Origin of the sequence: Rathayibacter sp. PhB179 (assembly GCF_004345345.1) — a bacterium.
Taxonomy (GTDB): Bacteria; Actinomycetota; Actinomycetes; order Actinomycetales; family Microbacteriaceae; genus Rathayibacter; species Rathayibacter festucae.
In genome coordinates, this window is the sequence record NZ_SLVD01000002.1 from 564,659 (window position 1) to 580,604 (window position 15,946).

Here is a 15,946-nt window from a genome sequence, read left to right on the forward strand (position 1 = left end):
AACGCACCACCCCGAGAGGCCGACCGCGCCACGCCGCGCAGGGAGCGGCGTGGAAGAAGGCGCCCACTGAGCGCCTGCGGCGCTCAGTGGAAGAAGTGCCGCTCCCCCGTCGTGTACATGGTGACGCCGGCGCGCTTCGCGGCCTCGATGACCTCGGGGTCGCGGACGGAGCCGCCGGGCTGAACGACGGCCTTGACGCCGGCGGCGAGGAGGACCTCGAGGCCGTCGGCGAAGGGGAAGAACGCGTCGGAGGCGGCGACGGAGCCGGGGGCACGGTCGCCGGCGCGGGAGACGGCGAGGTGGCAGGAGTCGACGCGGTTGACCTGGCCCATGCCGACGCCGACGGAGGCGCCGCCCTTGGCGAGCAGGATCGCGTTCGACTTGACGGCGCGGCAGGCCTTCCAGGCGAACTCGAGGTCGAGCATCGTGTCCGCGTCGGCGGGCTCGCCGGCGACGAGCTCCCAGCCGGAGCTGACCTCGCCGGGGCCGCCGACGAAGCGGTCGGGCTGCTGCAGCAGGATCCCGCCGGAGATCTGCTTGAACTCGGTCTCGACGGGGGCGTAGAAGTCGGGGAGCTGCAGCAGGCGCAGGTTCTTCTTGGTCTTCAGCACCTCGAGCGCCTCGGGCTCGAAGCCGGGGGCGACGAGGACCTCGGTGAAGATCTCCTTCACCGTCTCGGCCATGGCGAGGGTGACGGTCCGGTTCGCGGCGATGACGCCGCCGAACGCGGACACCGGGTCGCACTCGTGGGCGCGGCGGTGCGCGGACGCGATGGGGTCGATGGCCTTCGCGCCGGCGATCGCGATGCCGCACGGGTTGGCGTGCTTGATGATCGCGACGGCGGGGAGGACGAAGTCGTAGGCCGCGCGGACGGCCGCGTCGGCGTCGACGAAGTTGTTGTACGACATCTCCTTGCCGTGCAGCTGGCGCGCCTGGGCGATGCCGGTGCCGTCGGGCGAGACATAGAGCGCCGCCTTCTGGTGCGAGTTCTCGCCGTAGCGGAGCACCTGCTGCCGGGTGCCGCGGATCTCGACCGAGCCGGGGAACTCGGACTCGCCGCCCGCCTCCTGCCCGGCGAACCAGGCGGCGACGGCGGAGTCGTAGGAGGCGGTGTGCGCGAAGGCGCGCGCGGCGAGCGTGCGGCGTGCGGCGAGGGTCGTGCCGCCGGTGCCGAGCGCGGCGACGACGCCGGCGTAGTCGGCCGGATCGACGACGATCGCCACGTTCGCGTGGTTCTTCGCCGAGGCGCGGACGAGCGCGGGGCCGCCGATGTCGATGTTCTCGACCACGGTCGGCGCGTCGGCGCCGCCGGCGACGGTCTCGCGGAACGGGTAGAGGTTCACGACGACGAGCTCGAACGGCGCGATCTCGAGCTGCTCGAGCTGCTCGCGGTGCGAGGCGAGGCGCACGTCCGCGAGGATGCCCGCGTGCACGCCGGGGTGCAGGGTCTTCACCCGGCCGTCGAGCGACTCCGGGAAGCCGGTCACGGCCGAGACGTCGGTGACGGAGTGGCCCGCGTCGCGGATGGTCGCGGCGGTCGAGCCGGTGGAGACCAGCTCGACGCCGGCGCCGGCCAGCGCCGAGGCGAGCTCGAGCAGTCCGGTCTTGTCGCTGACCGAGATCAGCGCCCGGCGGACGGGGACGACGTCGCGGTCGTCGTAGCTGCTGGGATCGTGTGCGGTGATGCTCATGCGCGGGCGAGCTCCTCGAGATCGACGGTTCCGTGGGCGATGTCGAGCACCGTCTGCACCAGCAGGCGACGCTCGATGGTCTTGATGCGCTCGTGCAGCGCGTGCTCGCTCTCGCCGGGGAGCACGGCGAGGCTCTCCTGGGCGATGACCGGGCCGGTGTCGACGCCGGTGTCGATGACGTGCACCGTCACTCCGGTCTCGGTGGCGCCGGCGGCGAGGGCGTCGCGGACGGCGTGCGCACCGGGATACAGCGGCAGCAGTGCCGGGTGCGTGTTGATCATCCGCGGACTGAGGGCGTCGACGACGACGGGCGGCAGGATCCGCATGAAGCCGGCGCAGACCACCAGGTCGGGCTGCCAGCCCTGGATCTGCGCGAGCAGCTCCGCGCCCCAGGCGTCGCGGGAGGCGAAGGCGCCGGGCGTCACGGTGAAGGAGGGGACGTCGTGCGCCTCGGCGTGGCGCAGGCCGTCGGCGTCGGTGTCGCTGCCGACCGCCACGACACGGGCGGGGAAGCGGTCGTCGCGCGTCGCCTCGAGCAGCGCGCGGAGATTGGAGCCACCGCCGGAGATGAGGACGACCAACTTCAGCACTGCGCAAGTCTAGGGGGACGCCTCCGCGGCGACCACCGGCGGTCGGGCCCGGCGCTCAGCCGCGGCGGATGCGGCCGGCCGCCAGTCCGAGACCCGCGGCGAGCGCCAGCTCGAGCGCCGCGAACGCCCCGACGAGCAGCGGGTCGGGCCCGACCTGGACGAGGCGCCCCGGCCCGGCCGCTCCCGCCGAGAACCAGGCGAGCAGCCCGAGCAGCAGACCGCCGACCACGCCGATGCCGCCCGCCGCAGCCGCACCCCAGCGCAACAGCGAGCGCCCGTCGAGCCCGTCGACGACCTCCGCGCGCATCCGCCAGCCGGCGAGGAAGCCGGCGAGCAGCGGCACGAGCAGACCGAGGAAGGCGAAGGCGAGCTCGCCCTGCGGCAGTGCTGCGAGCACGGGGATCGAGGGGATCGGTCCGAGCAGCGTCCCGGCCGGAGCGACCGACGAGCCGGTGCCGAGGGCGAAGCCCGGTCCGATCAGCCAGCTCGCCGCCCAGATCACCAGGTTCGGGAGGATCGCCAGCTGCCCGAGCGTCAGGGCGAGGCCGCCGAGCGCCTCCCCGCCGAGACCCTCGTAGAGCGCGACGACGGCGGCGTAGTCGGCGACCAGCAGCACCGCGACGAGCACGCCGGCGACCCCGATCACGCCGGCGGCCGCGAGCGTCCCGCCGCGGAGCGAGGCGAGGACGAGCGGCGCGGCCGGCTCGGGCAGGCGGTGCAGCGTCCGGTCGGCGAACTCGCCGATCGGGTCGCGCTCGCCGCTCCTGGCCGAGTGGGTCGCGGCTCCGATCACCACGCCGAGGCCGAAGACGAGCGGCGGGAGCAGCGTGCCCTGCACGACGTCGATCCGGGCGACGTCGGTGGTCGCGCCGAGGGTCACCAGGAGCGCGACGAGGAGATAGGTGGCGATCGCGGAGCCGATGCCGAGCAGCCGGTAGGGCGACTCCTGCGCGCGACGGCCCGTGCGGGCGCCGAGCAGGATCGCGAGGAGCGCGAACGCCAGTGGGGCGAGAGTGATCGCGAACGGCTGCCCGCCGTCCGGCAGCCCGAGCGCCAGCGGGGAGTCGGGGGCGAAGGCGGCCTGCAGATCCGCGCCGTGGCCGAGCAGCCAGGCGTCCGCGGCGACGCGCCAGAAGACGCTCCAGTCGACCGCCGTGTCGTACTGGACGGCCCAGAGGATCGTCAGCGGCACGAGCGGGATCGCGAGCCCGATCAGCGCCGAGAGCGCGGCGTCGAAGGCGGCGAGGAGTGCGACGGTGATCCGGTTCATGAGCCTGTCGAGCCTATCGGCGGCCCCGCCCGCGACCGCTCAGCGACGCCCCGGACCGGGGCCGGAAGCCCCGCTGACGACGGTAGGTCTCGATACGCCCCTCCGGGGCTACTCGACCAGCATGGGAAGGGCCCCGTCGCGTAGATCGATCGGCACTGGCATAGCCCGATCGTGCCGAACGACCGACATGCATGGGCCCGCTCATGCTGATCGAGTGGCCCGCGCAGCGGGCGTATCGAGATCCACCTGCGTCACCAGAGCAGCCGTCCCCTAGGGTCGAGCCGTGACGTCCAGCGCCTCCCGCACCGAGCGCGGACTCGACCGCCTGGTGAATTTCACCGACGCGACGGTGGCCATCGCGATCACGTTCCTCGTGCTCCCCCTCGTCGACGTCGTCGAGGAGGGCGGCGCGACCGACGTCGGCGCGCTGCTCGGCGGCCACTACGGCACGCTCTCGGCCTTCTTCATCACCTTCGCCGTGATCGGGCGGCTGTGGCTGGTGCACCACGCGGTCTTCGAGGGCGTGGCCCGCTACTCCCCCGCGCTGGTCGCGGTGAACTTCGTCTGGCTCGCGGCGATCGTGCTGCTGCCGTTCGCGGCGAACCTGCTGTCGAACGTCTTCACCACCGACCCGAGCGTGTTCGCGCTCTACATCGGCACCATGATCGTCGCGAGCACCGCGACCCTGGCGATGCAGCTGATCCTGCGCCGGGACCCCGCCCTCCTCGTGCCCGGCACGGACCCGCTCCGCTCGCTCTCGCGCTCGCTGATCGTGATCGCGCTGCTGGCCGCCGCGCTCGTGCTCGCCGTCACCCTCCCGAGCGTCAACATGTTCGCGCTCCTGCTGCTGCTGCTCTCCGGCCCGATCGAGCGCCTGGTGCACCGCGGTCACCCGCCGGAGCGGCACCGGCCCACCCGCACGGAGCGGGGCCTCGACCGCCTGGTCAACTTCTCCGACGCGACCGTGGCCATCGCGATCACGATCCTGGTGCTCCCGCTGGTCGAGCTCGCCCCCGAGATCGGCCGCGACGGCGGCGGCGTGGGCGAGGTCCTCGGCCAGCACCTCGACTCGGTGCTCGCCTTCGCGCTCTCCTTCACGCTGATCGCGGTGTTCTGGATGCCGCACCACCGGGTCTTCGAGCTGGCCGGCGACTACGACGCGGGGCTGGTCTGGCTCGATCTGCTCTGGCTGGTCGCGATCGCGTTCTTCCCGTTCTCGACCAGCGCCATCGCCCTGCTGCCCGACTCGCGCGCGACGATCGGCCTCTACATCGGCACGATGGTCGTGGTGAGCGGGGCGCTGCTGCTGATCGAGCTGCGGCTGCGGCGCCGACCGCACCTGCTGCGGGAGGGCGCCGGGCCGGTCCGGCTGGCCCCCGCCGTCGTCCCGTTCGCCCTCCTCGTGCTCGCCCTCGCGCTCGCACTGCTCGTGCCCTCGGTCGGGCTCTGGTGGCTGCTGCTGCTGATCGCCCAGCGTCCGCTCTCGCTGCTCCTGCTGCGCCGGGGCTAGGCGGCGGGCGTCCAGCCCAGCCGCGGCGCGATCTCCGCGGCGATCGTGCGCAGGATCCGCCGGTGCGACTCGACCCCGCCGACCGCGGGCAGCGTGATCGTGAGCGAGTCCGCCTCCGCCAGGGCCGGATCGGCCGAGAGCGACGCGACGATCTCGTCGACCGTGCCGAGGTGCAGCGGGCTGAAGCGCATCGGCGCCGCGATGATCGAGCGGTCGGCGGTGCGTGGGCGGCCGTCGTCGTCCATCCGGGCGAGGTAGCCCTCGATGAAGGGGCGGTGCGCCTCCTCGTCGGCGGGGCCGGTCAGCGGCAGCACGATGCGCCCCGCCGTGACCCGCGAGGTGCGCCCGGGGTGGGCGGCGGCGAACGCCTCGCGGTAGGCGCGGATCTGCGCGGCCTGCTGCTCGGCGAACGACAGCCCGGTCTCCTCCGTGTTCAGCGTCGAGACCTGGAGGTGCATGCCCTGCTCCCCGGCGCGGACCGCGGAGGCGGTGGTGCCGGCGCCGTACCAGAGCCGGTCGGCCAGACCGGGCGCGTGCGGCTGCTGCACGAGCGGATCGCCGACCGGCACCGACATCAGGGCGGACTCCGCGATGCCGAGCACCGAGCCCGAGAGCGCGTCGCGCAGGCGCTCGATCCGCTCCTGCGCCTCGGCGCGGAACTCCCGCTCGGCCTGCCCGAAGACGCCGTCGAAGACCGAGGCGAGGTGCGCGAAGCCGCTGCTGACGCCGAGGTTCAGCCGGCCGCCGGAGAGCAGGTCCACCGTGGCCGCGTCCTCGGCGAGCCGGACGGGCGACTCGTAGCGCGCGCCGATCACCGCGGTGCCGAGGCGCAGGCGCCGGGTGCGCTGCGAGGCGGCGGCGAAGAAGGTCATCGGCGAGGCGAGGAAGCGCTCGAAGTGCCGCACGCGCACCCAGCCGGTGTCGTAGCCGAGCTCCTCCGCGAGCTCGAACAGCGCGAGGCCGTCCTCGAGGCTCCGCGCCGCGTCGCCCGGCTGCTCGGGGCCCTCCGGGTAGGGGACGAAGGTCAGGAAGTCGAGTCCGAGGCGGCGGGTCACCCCTGCACGCTACCGCCGCCGGGGGCCCGAACGACCGACGGGACCCCCTGCCGAGGCAGAGGGTCCCGTCCGATCGTGTCCCGCGGCGCGCGCGGGACGTGGGTGCGCTACAGCGCCGCGTAGACCTCGCGGAGCAGGTCGGCCGTCTCGGAGGGCGTCTTGCCCACGCGGACTCCGGCGGCCTCGAGGGCCTCCTTCTTCGCCTGCGCGGTGCCCGCGGAGCCGGAGACGATGGCGCCGGCGTGGCCCATGGTCTTGCCCTCGGGAGCCGTGAAGCCCGCGACGTAGCCGACGACCGGCTTGGTGACATTCGCCTTGATGAAGTCGGCCGCGCGCTCCTCGGCGTCGCCGCCGATCTCGCCGATCATGACGATCGCCTTGGTCTCGGGGTCCGCCTCGAACGCCGCGAGGGCGTCGATGTGCGTGGTGCCGATGATCGGGTCGCCGCCGATGCCGATGGCGGTCGAGAAGCCCAGATCGCGCAGCTCGTACATCATCTGGTAGGTCAGCGTGCCCGACTTCGAGACGAGGCCGATCGGACCCTTGCCGGTGATCGTCGCGGGGGTGATGCCCACGAGCGACTCGCCCGGCGTGATGATGCCGGGGCAGTTCGGGCCGATGATCCGGGTCTTGTTGCCCTTCTCCTGCGCGTAGGCCCAGAACTCGGCCGAGTCCTGCACCGGGATGCCCTCGGTGATGACGACGAGGAGCCCGATCTCGGCGTCGATCGCCTCGATGACGGCGTCCTTCGAGAAGGCGGGCGGGACGAACGCGATCGAGACGTCGGCGCCGGTGGCCTCGATGGCCTCCTTGACGGTGCCGAAGACGGGCAGCTCGACGTCGCCGTGGGTGACGGTCGTGCCGGCCTTCCGGGCGTTGACGCCGCCGACGACGTTCGTGCCGGCCTTGAGCATCAGCGCGGTGTGCTTGGTGCCCTCGCCGCCGGTGATGCCCTGGACGATGACCTTGGAGTCCTTGTTGAGGAAGATCGACATGCTTGTTCTCTGATTCCTTGAGTCGAGGGGGTCGTTACGCGGCGGCGAGTGCGGCGGCCTTGTCGGCGCCCTCGTCCATCGTCGCGGCCAGGGTGATGAGCGGGTTGGCGGCGGCCTCGAGGATCGCGCGGCCCTCCTCCACCTTGTTGCCGTCGAGGCGCACGACGAGCGGCTTGGTCGCCGAGTCGCCGAGGATCTCGAGGGCCTGCAGGATGCCGTTGGCGACCGCGTCGCAGGCGGTGATGCCGCCGAAGACGTTGACGAAGACGCTCTTGACCTGCTCGTCGCCGAGGATCACGTCGAGGCCGTTCGCCATCACCTGGGCGGAGGCTCCGCCGCCGATGTCGAGGAAGTTGGCGGGCTTCACGCCCTTGTGCTTCTCGCCGGCGTAGGCGACGACGTCGAGCGTGGACATGACCAGGCCCGCGCCGTTGCCGATGATGCCGACCTCGCCGTCGAGCTTCACGTAGTTGAGGTCGTTCTCCTTGGCCTTGGCCTCGAGCGGGTCGGCCGCGTCCTTGTCCTCCAGCGCGGCGTGCTCGGGGTGGCGGAAGCCGGCGTTCTCGTCGATCGAGACCTTGCCGTCGAGCGCGACGATGTCGCCCTCCTCGGTGAGCACGAGCGGGTTGACCTCGACGAGCGTCGCGTCCTCACCGGTGTAGACGTCGTAGAGCTTGACGAGCACGGGGGCGACCTTGGCGATGAGCTCCTCCGGGAACTTCGCCGCGCGGGCGATCTCCTCGGCCTTGGCCTGGTCGATGCCCTGGCCGGGGACGACCTCGACGCGCGCGAGCGCCTCGGGGCGCTCGACGGCGAGCTGCTCGATCTCCATGCCGCCCTCGTAGGAGGTGAGCGAGAGGTAGGAGCGGTTCGCCCGGTCGAGCAGGACCGAGAAGTAGAACTCGCGGTCGATGCGGGCGCCACCGGCGACCATGACGCGCTTGACGACGTGGCCCTTGATGTCCAGGCCGAGGATCGACTTCGCCGCCTCGAACGCGTCGTCCGCGGTCTTCGCGACCTTCACGCCGCCCGCCTTGCCGCGGCCGCCGATCTTGACCTGCGCCTTGACGACGGTGACGCCGCCCAGCTTCTCCGCCGCGGCGCGCACCTCCTCCGGCGTGTCGGCGATGATGCCGGGGAGCACGGGCACGCCGTACTTCTCGAACAGATCACGGGCCTGGTATTCGAAGAGATCCACGCTGCATTCCCATTCCGCGCCGAGCGCGCTTGCGTTCCGAGTCCGAGGTCGGCCCACGGCGCCGGCGGTCCGTGCTGTCCGGATCCGCGCTGGTGGTCCGCTGCGCTGTCCGGAGTCTCGGCACGGTTCTGTGTCGGCACTCTTCCTGGGCCGCGCCAACTCTACTCCGGACCCCGCGAGGCGTTCCTGCGCCGCGGGGCGCGCAGCGGCGGACTGTGGAGGGACCACCGGATCGCCGCGTGTGGAGGGACCTGCCCCGCGTACCGTGGAGGGATGCCCCTGCGCGCACCCGCCGACCGCGACGTCTTCCGCGAGGGCGTCTTCCTCGTCGCGGGCGCGCGCGCCATCCTCCTGCAGATCGCGCACCCCGCGGTCGGCGCCGGCGTCGCCGAGCACTCCGACTTCGTCCACCGCGCGCTCGGCCGGCTGTTCGGCACCCTCTCCTACCTCTACGCCCTGCAGTTCGGCAGCCCCGAGGACGTCCGCTCGGTCCAGCGCCGGGTGAACCGCGCGCACGCGCCGGTCCGCGGCCCCGGCTACACCGCGTTCGATCCAGAGCTCCAGCGCTGGGTCGCCGCGACGATCACCCAGTCGATGCTCCAGCTCCACGAGGGCGCCTTCGGCCCGCTCGGCCGCGAGGAGGCGGACGAGATCGTGCACCGCTCCCGCGTCGTCGGCACCGCGCTGCAGATGCCCGAGGAGCTGTGGCCCGACTCCCGCGCGTCGTTCGACGCCTACTGGGAGCGGGAGCTCGCCCGGCTCGAGGTCACGCCCGCCGCGCGCCGGGTCGCCCACGATCTGCTCGACGGCGGGATCGCCGCCTGGTGGCTGCGCCCGGTCGGCCCCTACCTCCGCCTGATGACGGCGGGCCTCCTGCCCCCGGAGCTCCGCGCGCCGTTCGGCTTCCGCTGGAGCGCCCGGCAGCAGAGGCGGTTCGACCGGGCGCTCGCCCGCACCTTCGCCGTCTACCGCGTCCTGCCGACCGCGGTGCGCACCGCGCCGAGCCGGTTCTTCCTGGCCCGGGTGCGCGCGGAGTCCGACCGGGGTCTCAGAAGCCGGCCGTGATCGTCCAGCCCGCGTAGGCGGCGAGCTCCAACCCGAGCGCCTGCGCGGCGGCGCGTGCCTCGTCCTGCCCGCGCTCGTCCCGGACGTCGACGCTGATCGGCACGCTGTCGCCGAAGCCCGCGACCGAGACCCGCGCGCTGGTCGGGCCGCTGTAGAGCGGGACGTGCGCATCCGCGGTGCGCGCGCCGACCACCCGCGAGCCGGTCGCCTCCGCGATGACGGCCAGCGCGAACGGCGCCGTCGCGATCGTCTCGGTGTAGAGCGTCGCCTCGCCGCGCATGAGCGCCTCCTCCGTCGTCGCCTCGACTGTACGGGCGGCCGTGCTCGGGTGCAGGCCCTTGTCTCCGGCGGGATCCGCTCCCTCGCCGACGACCACCACCCGCCTGCCGCCGCGCTGCCGCAGAGGGAGGGCACGCTGAGCATCCGATGCGCAGCGCTTGAACGCCGCCCCCGGCGGATCTACCGTGAAGCACCCGGCGAACGCGCCGCGGCGGTCAACGACGACTGGAGCCCCGATGAGCATCACCGAACCGCGCACCACCGAGGCACCCGCCGCACCCCCGCCCACAGCCGGGTTCGGCAGCGTCTCGGTCGCGGCGATCCTGGCGGAGGCGGCCCGCCGCACGCCGACGACGATCGCGGTCCGGGTCGGCCCGCAGGCGATCGACTACGGGACCCTCTGGGAGCAGACCCGCGCCTACGCCGGAGCTCTCCGCGCGCAGGGCATCGGCCCCGGCGACCGGGTCGCCCTGCTGATCCCCAACGTCCCCGACTTCCCGCGCGGCTACTTCGCCGTCCTCGCCCTGGGCGCCGTCGTGGTGCCCGTGCACGCGCTGCTCAAGCACGACGAGATCGCCTACGTGCTGCGCGACTCCGGAGCGACCGCGCTGATCTGCGCCGCCCCGCTGCTGGCCGAGGGCGCCGCCGGAGCGGCCCTGGCCGACGTCCCCGTGCTGAGCGTGCTGGTGCCCGACGGCACCGAGAGCCCCTTCCCCCGCCTCGAGGACCTCGCCGCCGACGCGACGCCGGTCGACACCTACGTGCCGCGCTCGCCGTTCGACACCGCGACGATCCTCTACACCAGCGGCACCACCGGCCGGCCCAAGGGAGCCGAGGGCACGCACTTCGCGATCGTCTCGCAGTCCGACGTGCTCCTGATGAACACCTTCGACCTGCACCAGGGCGACGTGGTCCTCGGCGCGCTGCCGCTCTTCCACACCTTCGGCCAGGTCTGCGCGATGAACACCGCGTTCCGCACCGCGGCGACCGTGGTGCTCGTGCCCAAGTTCGACGGCGACGCGGCGCTCGAGGCGATGATCGCGCACGAGTGCACCGTGTTCGAGGGCGTGCCGACGATGTACGTCGCGCTGCTCGACGCCGCGACCCGCCGTGAGGACCGCCCGCCGCTGCGCTACGCGGTCTCCGGAGGAGCGGCCCTGCCCGTCGCCGTGATCGAGCGGTTCCGCGAGGTGTTCGGCGTCGAGATCTACGAGGGCTACGGCCTGACCGAGACCTCCCCCGTCGCCACCTTCAACCACGTCGGCGTCCCGCCGCGCGCCGGCACCGTCGGCACACCGATCTGGGGCGTGGACGTCGAGGTCGCCCGCGCCGAGGTCGTCGACCGGATCGAGCTGCTCCCCCGCGGCGAGCTGGGCGAGATCGTGGTCCGCGGCCACAACCTGATGAAGGGCTACCTCGGCAACCCGGAGGCGTCGGCCGCCGCGGTCGTCGACGGCTGGTTCCGCACCGGCGACCTCGGCACCAAGGACGAGGAGGACTACATCCGCATCCTCGACCGGACCAAGGACATGATCATCCGCAACGGCTACAACGTGTACCCGCGCGAGGTCGAGGAGGTCCTGATCGGGCACTCCGCCGTGGCCAACGCCGCCGTCTTCGGCGTCCCCGATGAGAAGCACGGCCAGGAGATCATGGCCGCCGTCGTGCTGCTGCCCTCGGCGACGGCGACCGCGGAGGAGCTGATCGCCTACGCGAACGAGCACCTCGCCGCTTTCAAGTTCCCGCGCCGTATCGAGCTCGTCGAGACTCTCCCCCTCGGCCCGAGCGGCAAGATCCTGAAGCGCGAGCTCGTCGCCCAGTACTCCTGACCCCTGCGTCCCCTCCGCGAGATGCCACTTGTGCACGCCTCTCACGGCGTGTCGCGCTCATAAGTGGCATCTCGCGGAAAGGCGAGCTCGGGAGCGCTGTGCAGAGTCTGCCCTGTAAGGGGGACACGGGGAGGGGCGCGGGTGGGGCATGCTGAGGCGTCCGCCGCGCCACCAGGAAGAAACGATGATGAGCCCCCGCCACCCGCACCTCCCGCCCGATCTGCCGGGTCGCGCCCGCCGGAACGCCCGCTCCGTCGATCCGCGTTCCGCCGTCCGCCGGCGGGCGGCCGCCCTGCCCGCCCTCCTCCGGTCCGCGGGCCGGCCGCAGGACAGCGTTCCCGCCGCCCACGCCTCTGCGGACCGCAGCCCGTCCGGGCGCCGGCCGCTGCGGGCGGGATCGCTGCGGCTCACCCGCCTCCGCCTCACGCCGCTGCAGTGGGTCGTCGGCGGCATCACCGCCTTCCTCGCCCTCGTCGCCTGGCTGACGGGCGGGCCCTGGTCGGCGCTGATGATGATTGCTCTCGTCGTGCTGATCACGGCGGCCTACGGCGTGCTCCTGCGCCGGCCGACCTGGCTCGGACTGCCGCGCCGCCGCCGCGCCTCAGCGATGACGGGGGCCGCCGCGATGCTCGTGCTCGTCCTGAGCACCTCCGCGTTCGGATCCACGTCCGCGTCGGCACCGGCCGACGAGCAGGCCGTGGCGTCCGGGTCCGAGAGCCCGGCGTCGTTCGCCGCCGCTCCGACTCGCACGACCACGCCGGCGCCCACCCGCACGCCGACGCCAACCCCGACCCCGACCCCCACCGTCGTGATCACGACCGAGCAGGTCACCGAGACCGCCCCGATCGCCAGATCCTCCCGCACCGAGGACGACCCGAGCGCCGCGCAGGGCACGAGCACCGTCGTGGCGGGCATCGACGGCGTGCTCACCCGCACCTTCGAGGTCGTCAAGCACGACGGCGTCGAGGTCTCCCGCGCGCAGCTGTCGGAGGCGGTCACCACACCCGCCGTCGACGACGTCACCCGCGTCGGCACGCTGGCCCCGGCCCCCGCCCCGGTCGCCGCGGCAGCCGACGCCGGCTGCCACCCCAGCTACGCCGGCGAGTGCGTCCCCATCGCCTCCGACGGCGACTGCGCCTCCGGAGAGGGCGACGGCCCCGTCTACATCCAGGGCCCGGTCACGGTCGTCGGCCCCGACGAGTACGACCTCGACCGCGACGGCGACGGCATCGCCTGCGACAAGTAACCCCCTCCCCCGCCGCGAGATGCCACTTGTGCACGCGACACGCCGTGTCGAGCGTGCACAAGTGGCATCTCGCGGAGGGGGTCAGCTCAGGAGGGACCAGACGAGCGAGGCGAGCACGGCGCCGACCAGGGCGCCCGCGATCACCTGAGCGGGAGTGTGCGCGCCGAGGCGCACGCGCGACCAGCCGGTCCAGAGCGCGATCGGCACGGTGATCAGCAGCGACCACGGGCCGTAGGCGATCAGCACCACCACCGCGCAGGTCGCGACGACCGCGGCGTGCCCCGACAGCTTCCAGCCGAGGTTGACGATCCCGATCACCGTGAGCACCGCCACCGTCACCACGCCGAACGTCGTCACCGCGGCCGGCGCGCCGAGCACGGCGAGCAGCACGAGCCCGACCACGATCGAGACCAGCGCGAGCCCGATCGGCAGGGCCCGCTCGCGGCGGACCGGCACGTGGTGATCGCCGCGGATCCGCCCCGCGCGCATCAGCAGCCGCACCACGAGGTACGGCAGCACGCCCACGAACAGCGCCGCGAGTGCTCCCCAGGCCACGCCGAGCAGCGGCGGGTCCGCGACCCGCGCGCCCACGATCAGCGGGACGACCATCGCCAGCACCGGCGGCGCGAACGCCTCCGTCGCCACCCGCGCCGCGAGCGGCCCGCGTCCGCTCGTCGCGGTGTCGGCCGCAGTGCCCCTGAAGCGGCTCACGACTCGTCGACCGGCACGGGGCATTCCGACCGGCTCAGATCTTCTCGATGGGCGCGACCTTGATCAGCAGCTTCTTGGCGCCGACCTGGTCGAAGAGCACGTGCGCGACCCGCTTGCTGCCCTCGCCGGTGACCGCGTTCACGCGGCCCTCGCCGAAGTCGGTGTGCCGGATGCGGTCGCCCGCGATCAGCTCGAGGTCGCCGTTGTCGCGCACCATCCCGGTGATCCGGTTGGGGAACTCGCCCTTCGCCTTCGGCGCCGCGGCGAGCGCCTGGCGGAACTCGGTGTTCGACTTCGAGCGGCCGAACCCGGGCCGCTGCGCGTTCAGCGCCCGCGGCTGGGTGCCGCCGCGAGAGGTTGCCGCCCCCGGCGACTGGCGCCACTCGATCAGCTCGGCCGGGATCTCCTGGAGGAACCGGCTGGGCATCGCGACCGAGGTCTCGCCGTACTGCGCGCGAGTCATCGCGAGCGAGAGGTAGAGCCGCTTGCGCGCGCGGGTGATGCCCACGTAGAACAGCCGCCGCTCCTCCGCCGGGCCGCCCGGCTCGTTCGCCGAGATGCGGTGCGGGAGCAGGTCCTCCTCGATGCCGGTGAGGAACACCGCGTCGTACTCGAGCCCCTTCGCGGTGTGCAGGGTCATCAGCGACACGGTCCCGGAGTCGTCGTCCAGGTCGTCCGCCGCGGCGACGAGCGACACCTCGGTCAGGAAGTCGACGAGACCGCCGTCGGGGTTGTTCCGCGCGAACTCCTTCGTCACGGCGATCAGCTCGTCGACGTTCTCGGCGCGCGCCTCGTCCTGCGGGTCGCGGCTGGCGCGGAGCATGTCGATGTAGCCGCTGCGGGACAGCAGCGCCGACAGCACCTCGTGCACCTTCGCCTCGCCCTCGGGCCGCGCCGGGTCGAGCATCAGGGCGCACTCGTCGAGCAGCGTCGCGAGGTCGACGATCGCCTTCGTCACCTTCGGCCCCATGCCCAGCGACCCGGCGTTGCGCATCGCCTCGCGGAGGGTCACCGCGTTGGTGTCCGCGAAGGACTGCAGCTGCGCCTCCGTCGCCGGGCCGATGCCGCGCTTGGGCGTGTTCATGATCCGCCGCAGCGCCAGCACGTCGGCCGGGTTCGCGACCGTGATCAGGTACGCGAGCGCGTCCTTGATCTCGGCGCGCTCGTAGAACTTGGTGCCGCCGAGGATCCGGTAGGGCAGGGCGGAGCGGATGAAGATCTCCTCCAGCGCGCGGGTCTGCGCGTTGGTGCGGTAGAACACCGCGATCTCGTCGTAGCCGGTGCCGGCCGCGTGGATCCGCGCGATCTCGTCGACTACGAACTGCGCCTCGTCGTGGCCGGAGTACCCGGTGTAGCCGATGATCTTCTCGCCCTCGCCGCTGGCCGACCAGAGGTTCTTCGCACGGCGGTCGAAGTTGTTCGAGATGACGGCGTTCGCGGCCGAGAGGATGTTCTGGGTGGAGCGGTAGTTCTGCTCGAGCAGGATCACCCGGCAGCCGGGGAAGTCGCGCTCGAATTCGACGATGTTGCGGATGTCCGCCCCGCGGAACGCGTAGATCGACTGGTCCGAGTCGCCAACGACCGTGAGCGAGGCGCCGGGGATCGAGCCGTCGGCCGTCACCGGGCCGCGGTAGGGCCGGTCGAAGGCGGCCGCCGCGATCGTCGCGGGCGGCACGGCCCGGGTCAGCTCGTGGATCAGCGAGTACTGCGCGTGGTTCGTGTCCTGGTACTCGTCGACCATCACGTGCCGGAAGCGGCGCTGGTACTTCGCCGCGACGTGCGGGAACGCGCGGAAGAGGTAGACCGTCTGCGCGATCAGGTCGTCGAAGTCGAAGGCGTTCGCGCTCTCGAGCGCACGCGAGTAGGCGCGGAAGACCTGAAGGAACATCTCCTCGTTCGGGTCGCTCATGTTCGCGGTCCGCGCGTAGGAGTCGACGTCGGCGAGCTCGTTCTTGAGCTTCGAGATCTTCGACGAGGCGCTCGCGACCGTGATGCCGAGCGAGTCCGCCTCGAGGTCCTTCACGATCCGCTTGAGCAGCGCCCGCTGGTCGCCCGAGTCGTAGATGGTGAACGAGGAGGTCATCCCGAAGTTCTCGGCCTCGCGCCGCAGGATCCGCACGCAGGCGGAGTGGAACGTCGAGATCCACATGCCCTCGGCCGCCTGGCCGACGATCTTCTCGACGCGCTCGCGCATCTCGGCGGCCGCCTTGTTGGTGAAGGTGATCGCGAGGATCTGGCTGGGCCAGGCCTCGCCGCTGCCGAGCAGGCTCGCGATGCGCCGCGTCAGCACGCTGGTCTTGCCGGACCCGGCGCCCGCGACGATGAGCAGCGCGTCGCCGCGGTACTCGACCGCCTCGCGCTGCTGCGGGTTGAGTCCTGCGACCAGGCGCTCGTGCTCGGGGTCGGTGCGCGCGGAGTCGCCGGAGGGCCCGCCGGGCGCGCCGACGATGACCGGGGTGGCGCGGGAATCGCTCGGATCGAAGAGGAGGCTCATGTCCCTCCGAGTG

The 15,946-nt window shown here is 72.7% G+C and carries 13 protein-coding genes; 4 read left to right on the forward strand and 9 right to left on the reverse strand.

The window, feature by feature from the left end:
* Positions 1-83: 83 nt before the first annotated feature.
* The 3 genes from purH to EDF43_RS06415 are packed head-to-tail and all read right to left on the reverse strand — an operon-like array spanning position 84 to position 3,551.
* A complete protein-coding gene (gene purH, locus EDF43_RS06405; RefSeq protein ID WP_132436006.1) occupies positions 84-1,691 on the reverse strand; it encodes a bifunctional phosphoribosylaminoimidazolecarboxamide formyltransferase/IMP cyclohydrolase in 1,608 nt (535 codons plus the stop codon).
* Positions 1,688-2,281, reverse strand: coding sequence for a phosphoribosylglycinamide formyltransferase (gene purN, locus EDF43_RS06410; protein WP_132436007.1), 594 nt, complete (start codon positions 2,279-2,281; stop codon positions 1,688-1,690). Before purN ends, purH begins: the two co-directional genes overlap by 4 nt.
* Positions 2,282-2,336: 55 nt before the next feature.
* Positions 2,337-3,551: a DUF6350 family protein gene (locus tag EDF43_RS06415; protein WP_132436008.1), complete on the reverse strand. Its 1,215-nt coding sequence runs from the start codon at positions 3,549-3,551 to the stop codon at positions 2,337-2,339.
* Positions 3,552-3,834: 283 nt separating this feature from the next.
* Between EDF43_RS06415 and EDF43_RS06420 the strand changes: the two genes are divergently transcribed.
* Positions 3,835-5,061: a TMEM175 family protein gene (locus EDF43_RS06420; protein ID WP_132436009.1), complete on the forward strand. Its 1,227-nt coding sequence runs from the start codon at positions 3,835-3,837 to the stop codon at positions 5,059-5,061.
* Here EDF43_RS06420 and EDF43_RS06425 read toward each other — a convergent pair.
* The 3 genes from EDF43_RS06425 to sucC form a co-directional block, all read right to left on the reverse strand.
* Positions 5,058-6,116 (reverse strand): LLM class flavin-dependent oxidoreductase, encoded by a 1,059-nt coding sequence (locus EDF43_RS06425; protein WP_132436010.1) that lies wholly within the window; start codon positions 6,114-6,116, stop codon positions 5,058-5,060. The genes EDF43_RS06420 and EDF43_RS06425 overlap by 4 nt on opposite strands.
* 107 nt (positions 6,117-6,223) lie before the next feature.
* Entirely contained in the window at positions 6,224-7,111 is an 888-nt protein-coding gene (gene sucD, locus EDF43_RS06430) for a succinate--CoA ligase subunit alpha (RefSeq protein ID WP_123445113.1), read from the reverse strand.
* 34 nt (positions 7,112-7,145) lie between these two features.
* Positions 7,146-8,309 carry an ADP-forming succinate--CoA ligase subunit beta gene (sucC, locus tag EDF43_RS06435; RefSeq protein ID WP_123702180.1) on the reverse strand — a complete coding sequence of 388 codons (1,164 nt, stop codon included), beginning with the start codon at positions 8,307-8,309 and terminating at the stop codon, positions 7,146-7,148.
* A 273-nt stretch (positions 8,310-8,582) separates the two neighbouring features.
* Between sucC and EDF43_RS06440 the strand changes: the two genes are divergently transcribed.
* A complete protein-coding gene (locus tag EDF43_RS06440; protein ID WP_132436011.1) occupies positions 8,583-9,374 on the forward strand; it encodes an oxygenase MpaB family protein in 792 nt (263 codons plus the stop codon).
* On the opposite strand, the gene EDF43_RS06445 is transcribed toward EDF43_RS06440, so the two are convergent.
* Positions 9,358-9,750 carry a hypothetical protein gene (locus EDF43_RS06445; protein WP_132436012.1) on the reverse strand — a complete coding sequence of 131 codons (393 nt, stop codon included), beginning with the start codon at positions 9,748-9,750 and terminating at the stop codon, positions 9,358-9,360. The two genes, EDF43_RS06440 and EDF43_RS06445, sit on opposite strands and share 17 nt — an antisense overlap.
* 139 nt (positions 9,751-9,889) lie before the next feature.
* On the opposite strand from EDF43_RS06445, the gene EDF43_RS06450 reads away from it, so the two are divergent.
* Both EDF43_RS06450 and EDF43_RS22285 read left to right on the forward strand, forming a co-directional pair.
* Positions 9,890-11,482 carry a long-chain fatty acid--CoA ligase gene (locus EDF43_RS06450; protein WP_132436013.1) on the forward strand — a complete coding sequence of 531 codons (1,593 nt, stop codon included), beginning with the start codon at positions 9,890-9,892 and terminating at the stop codon, positions 11,480-11,482.
* Positions 11,483-11,666: 184 nt separating this feature from the next.
* Positions 11,667-12,728, forward strand: a complete 1,062-nt coding sequence (locus EDF43_RS22285) for a G5 domain-containing protein (RefSeq protein WP_243646238.1) — start codon at positions 11,667-11,669, stop codon at positions 12,726-12,728.
* A gap of 81 nt (positions 12,729-12,809) precedes the next feature.
* Here EDF43_RS22285 and EDF43_RS06460 read toward each other — a convergent pair whose 3' ends face one another.
* Together EDF43_RS06460 and EDF43_RS06465 are read right to left on the reverse strand one after the other, a co-directional pair.
* On the reverse strand, positions 12,810-13,439 hold the full coding sequence (locus EDF43_RS06460) for a phosphatase PAP2 family protein (RefSeq protein WP_132436014.1): 630 nt from the start codon (positions 13,437-13,439) through the stop codon (positions 12,810-12,812).
* Positions 13,440-13,473: 34 nt separating this feature from the next.
* Positions 13,474-15,933, reverse strand: coding sequence for a UvrD-helicase domain-containing protein (locus tag EDF43_RS06465; RefSeq protein WP_123445106.1), 2,460 nt, complete (start codon positions 15,931-15,933; stop codon positions 13,474-13,476).
* Positions 15,934-15,946 lie beyond the last annotated feature (13 nt).

What these genes read in the sequence shown, in the direction of transcription:
- purH (WP_132436006.1), bottom strand. Translation starts at nt 1,691, where the DNA reads ATGAGCATCACCGCACACGATCCCAGCAGCTACGACGACCGCGACGTC.
- EDF43_RS06415 (WP_132436008.1), bottom strand. Translation starts at nt 3,551, where the DNA reads ATGAACCGGATCACCGTCGCACTCCTCGCCGCCTTCGACGCCGCGCTC.
- sucD (WP_123445113.1), bottom strand. Translation starts at nt 7,111, where the DNA reads ATGTCGATCTTCCTCAACAAGGACTCCAAGGTCATCGTCCAGGGCATC.
- EDF43_RS06440 (WP_132436011.1), top strand. Translation starts at nt 8,583, where the DNA reads ATGCCCCTGCGCGCACCCGCCGACCGCGACGTCTTCCGCGAGGGCGTC.
- EDF43_RS06450 (WP_132436013.1), top strand. Translation starts at nt 9,890, where the DNA reads ATGAGCATCACCGAACCGCGCACCACCGAGGCACCCGCCGCACCCCCG.
- EDF43_RS22285 (WP_243646238.1), top strand. Translation starts at nt 11,667, where the DNA reads ATGATGAGCCCCCGCCACCCGCACCTCCCGCCCGATCTGCCGGGTCGC.
- EDF43_RS06465 (WP_123445106.1), bottom strand. Translation starts at nt 15,933, where the DNA reads ATGAGCCTCCTCTTCGATCCGAGCGATTCCCGCGCCACCCCGGTCATC.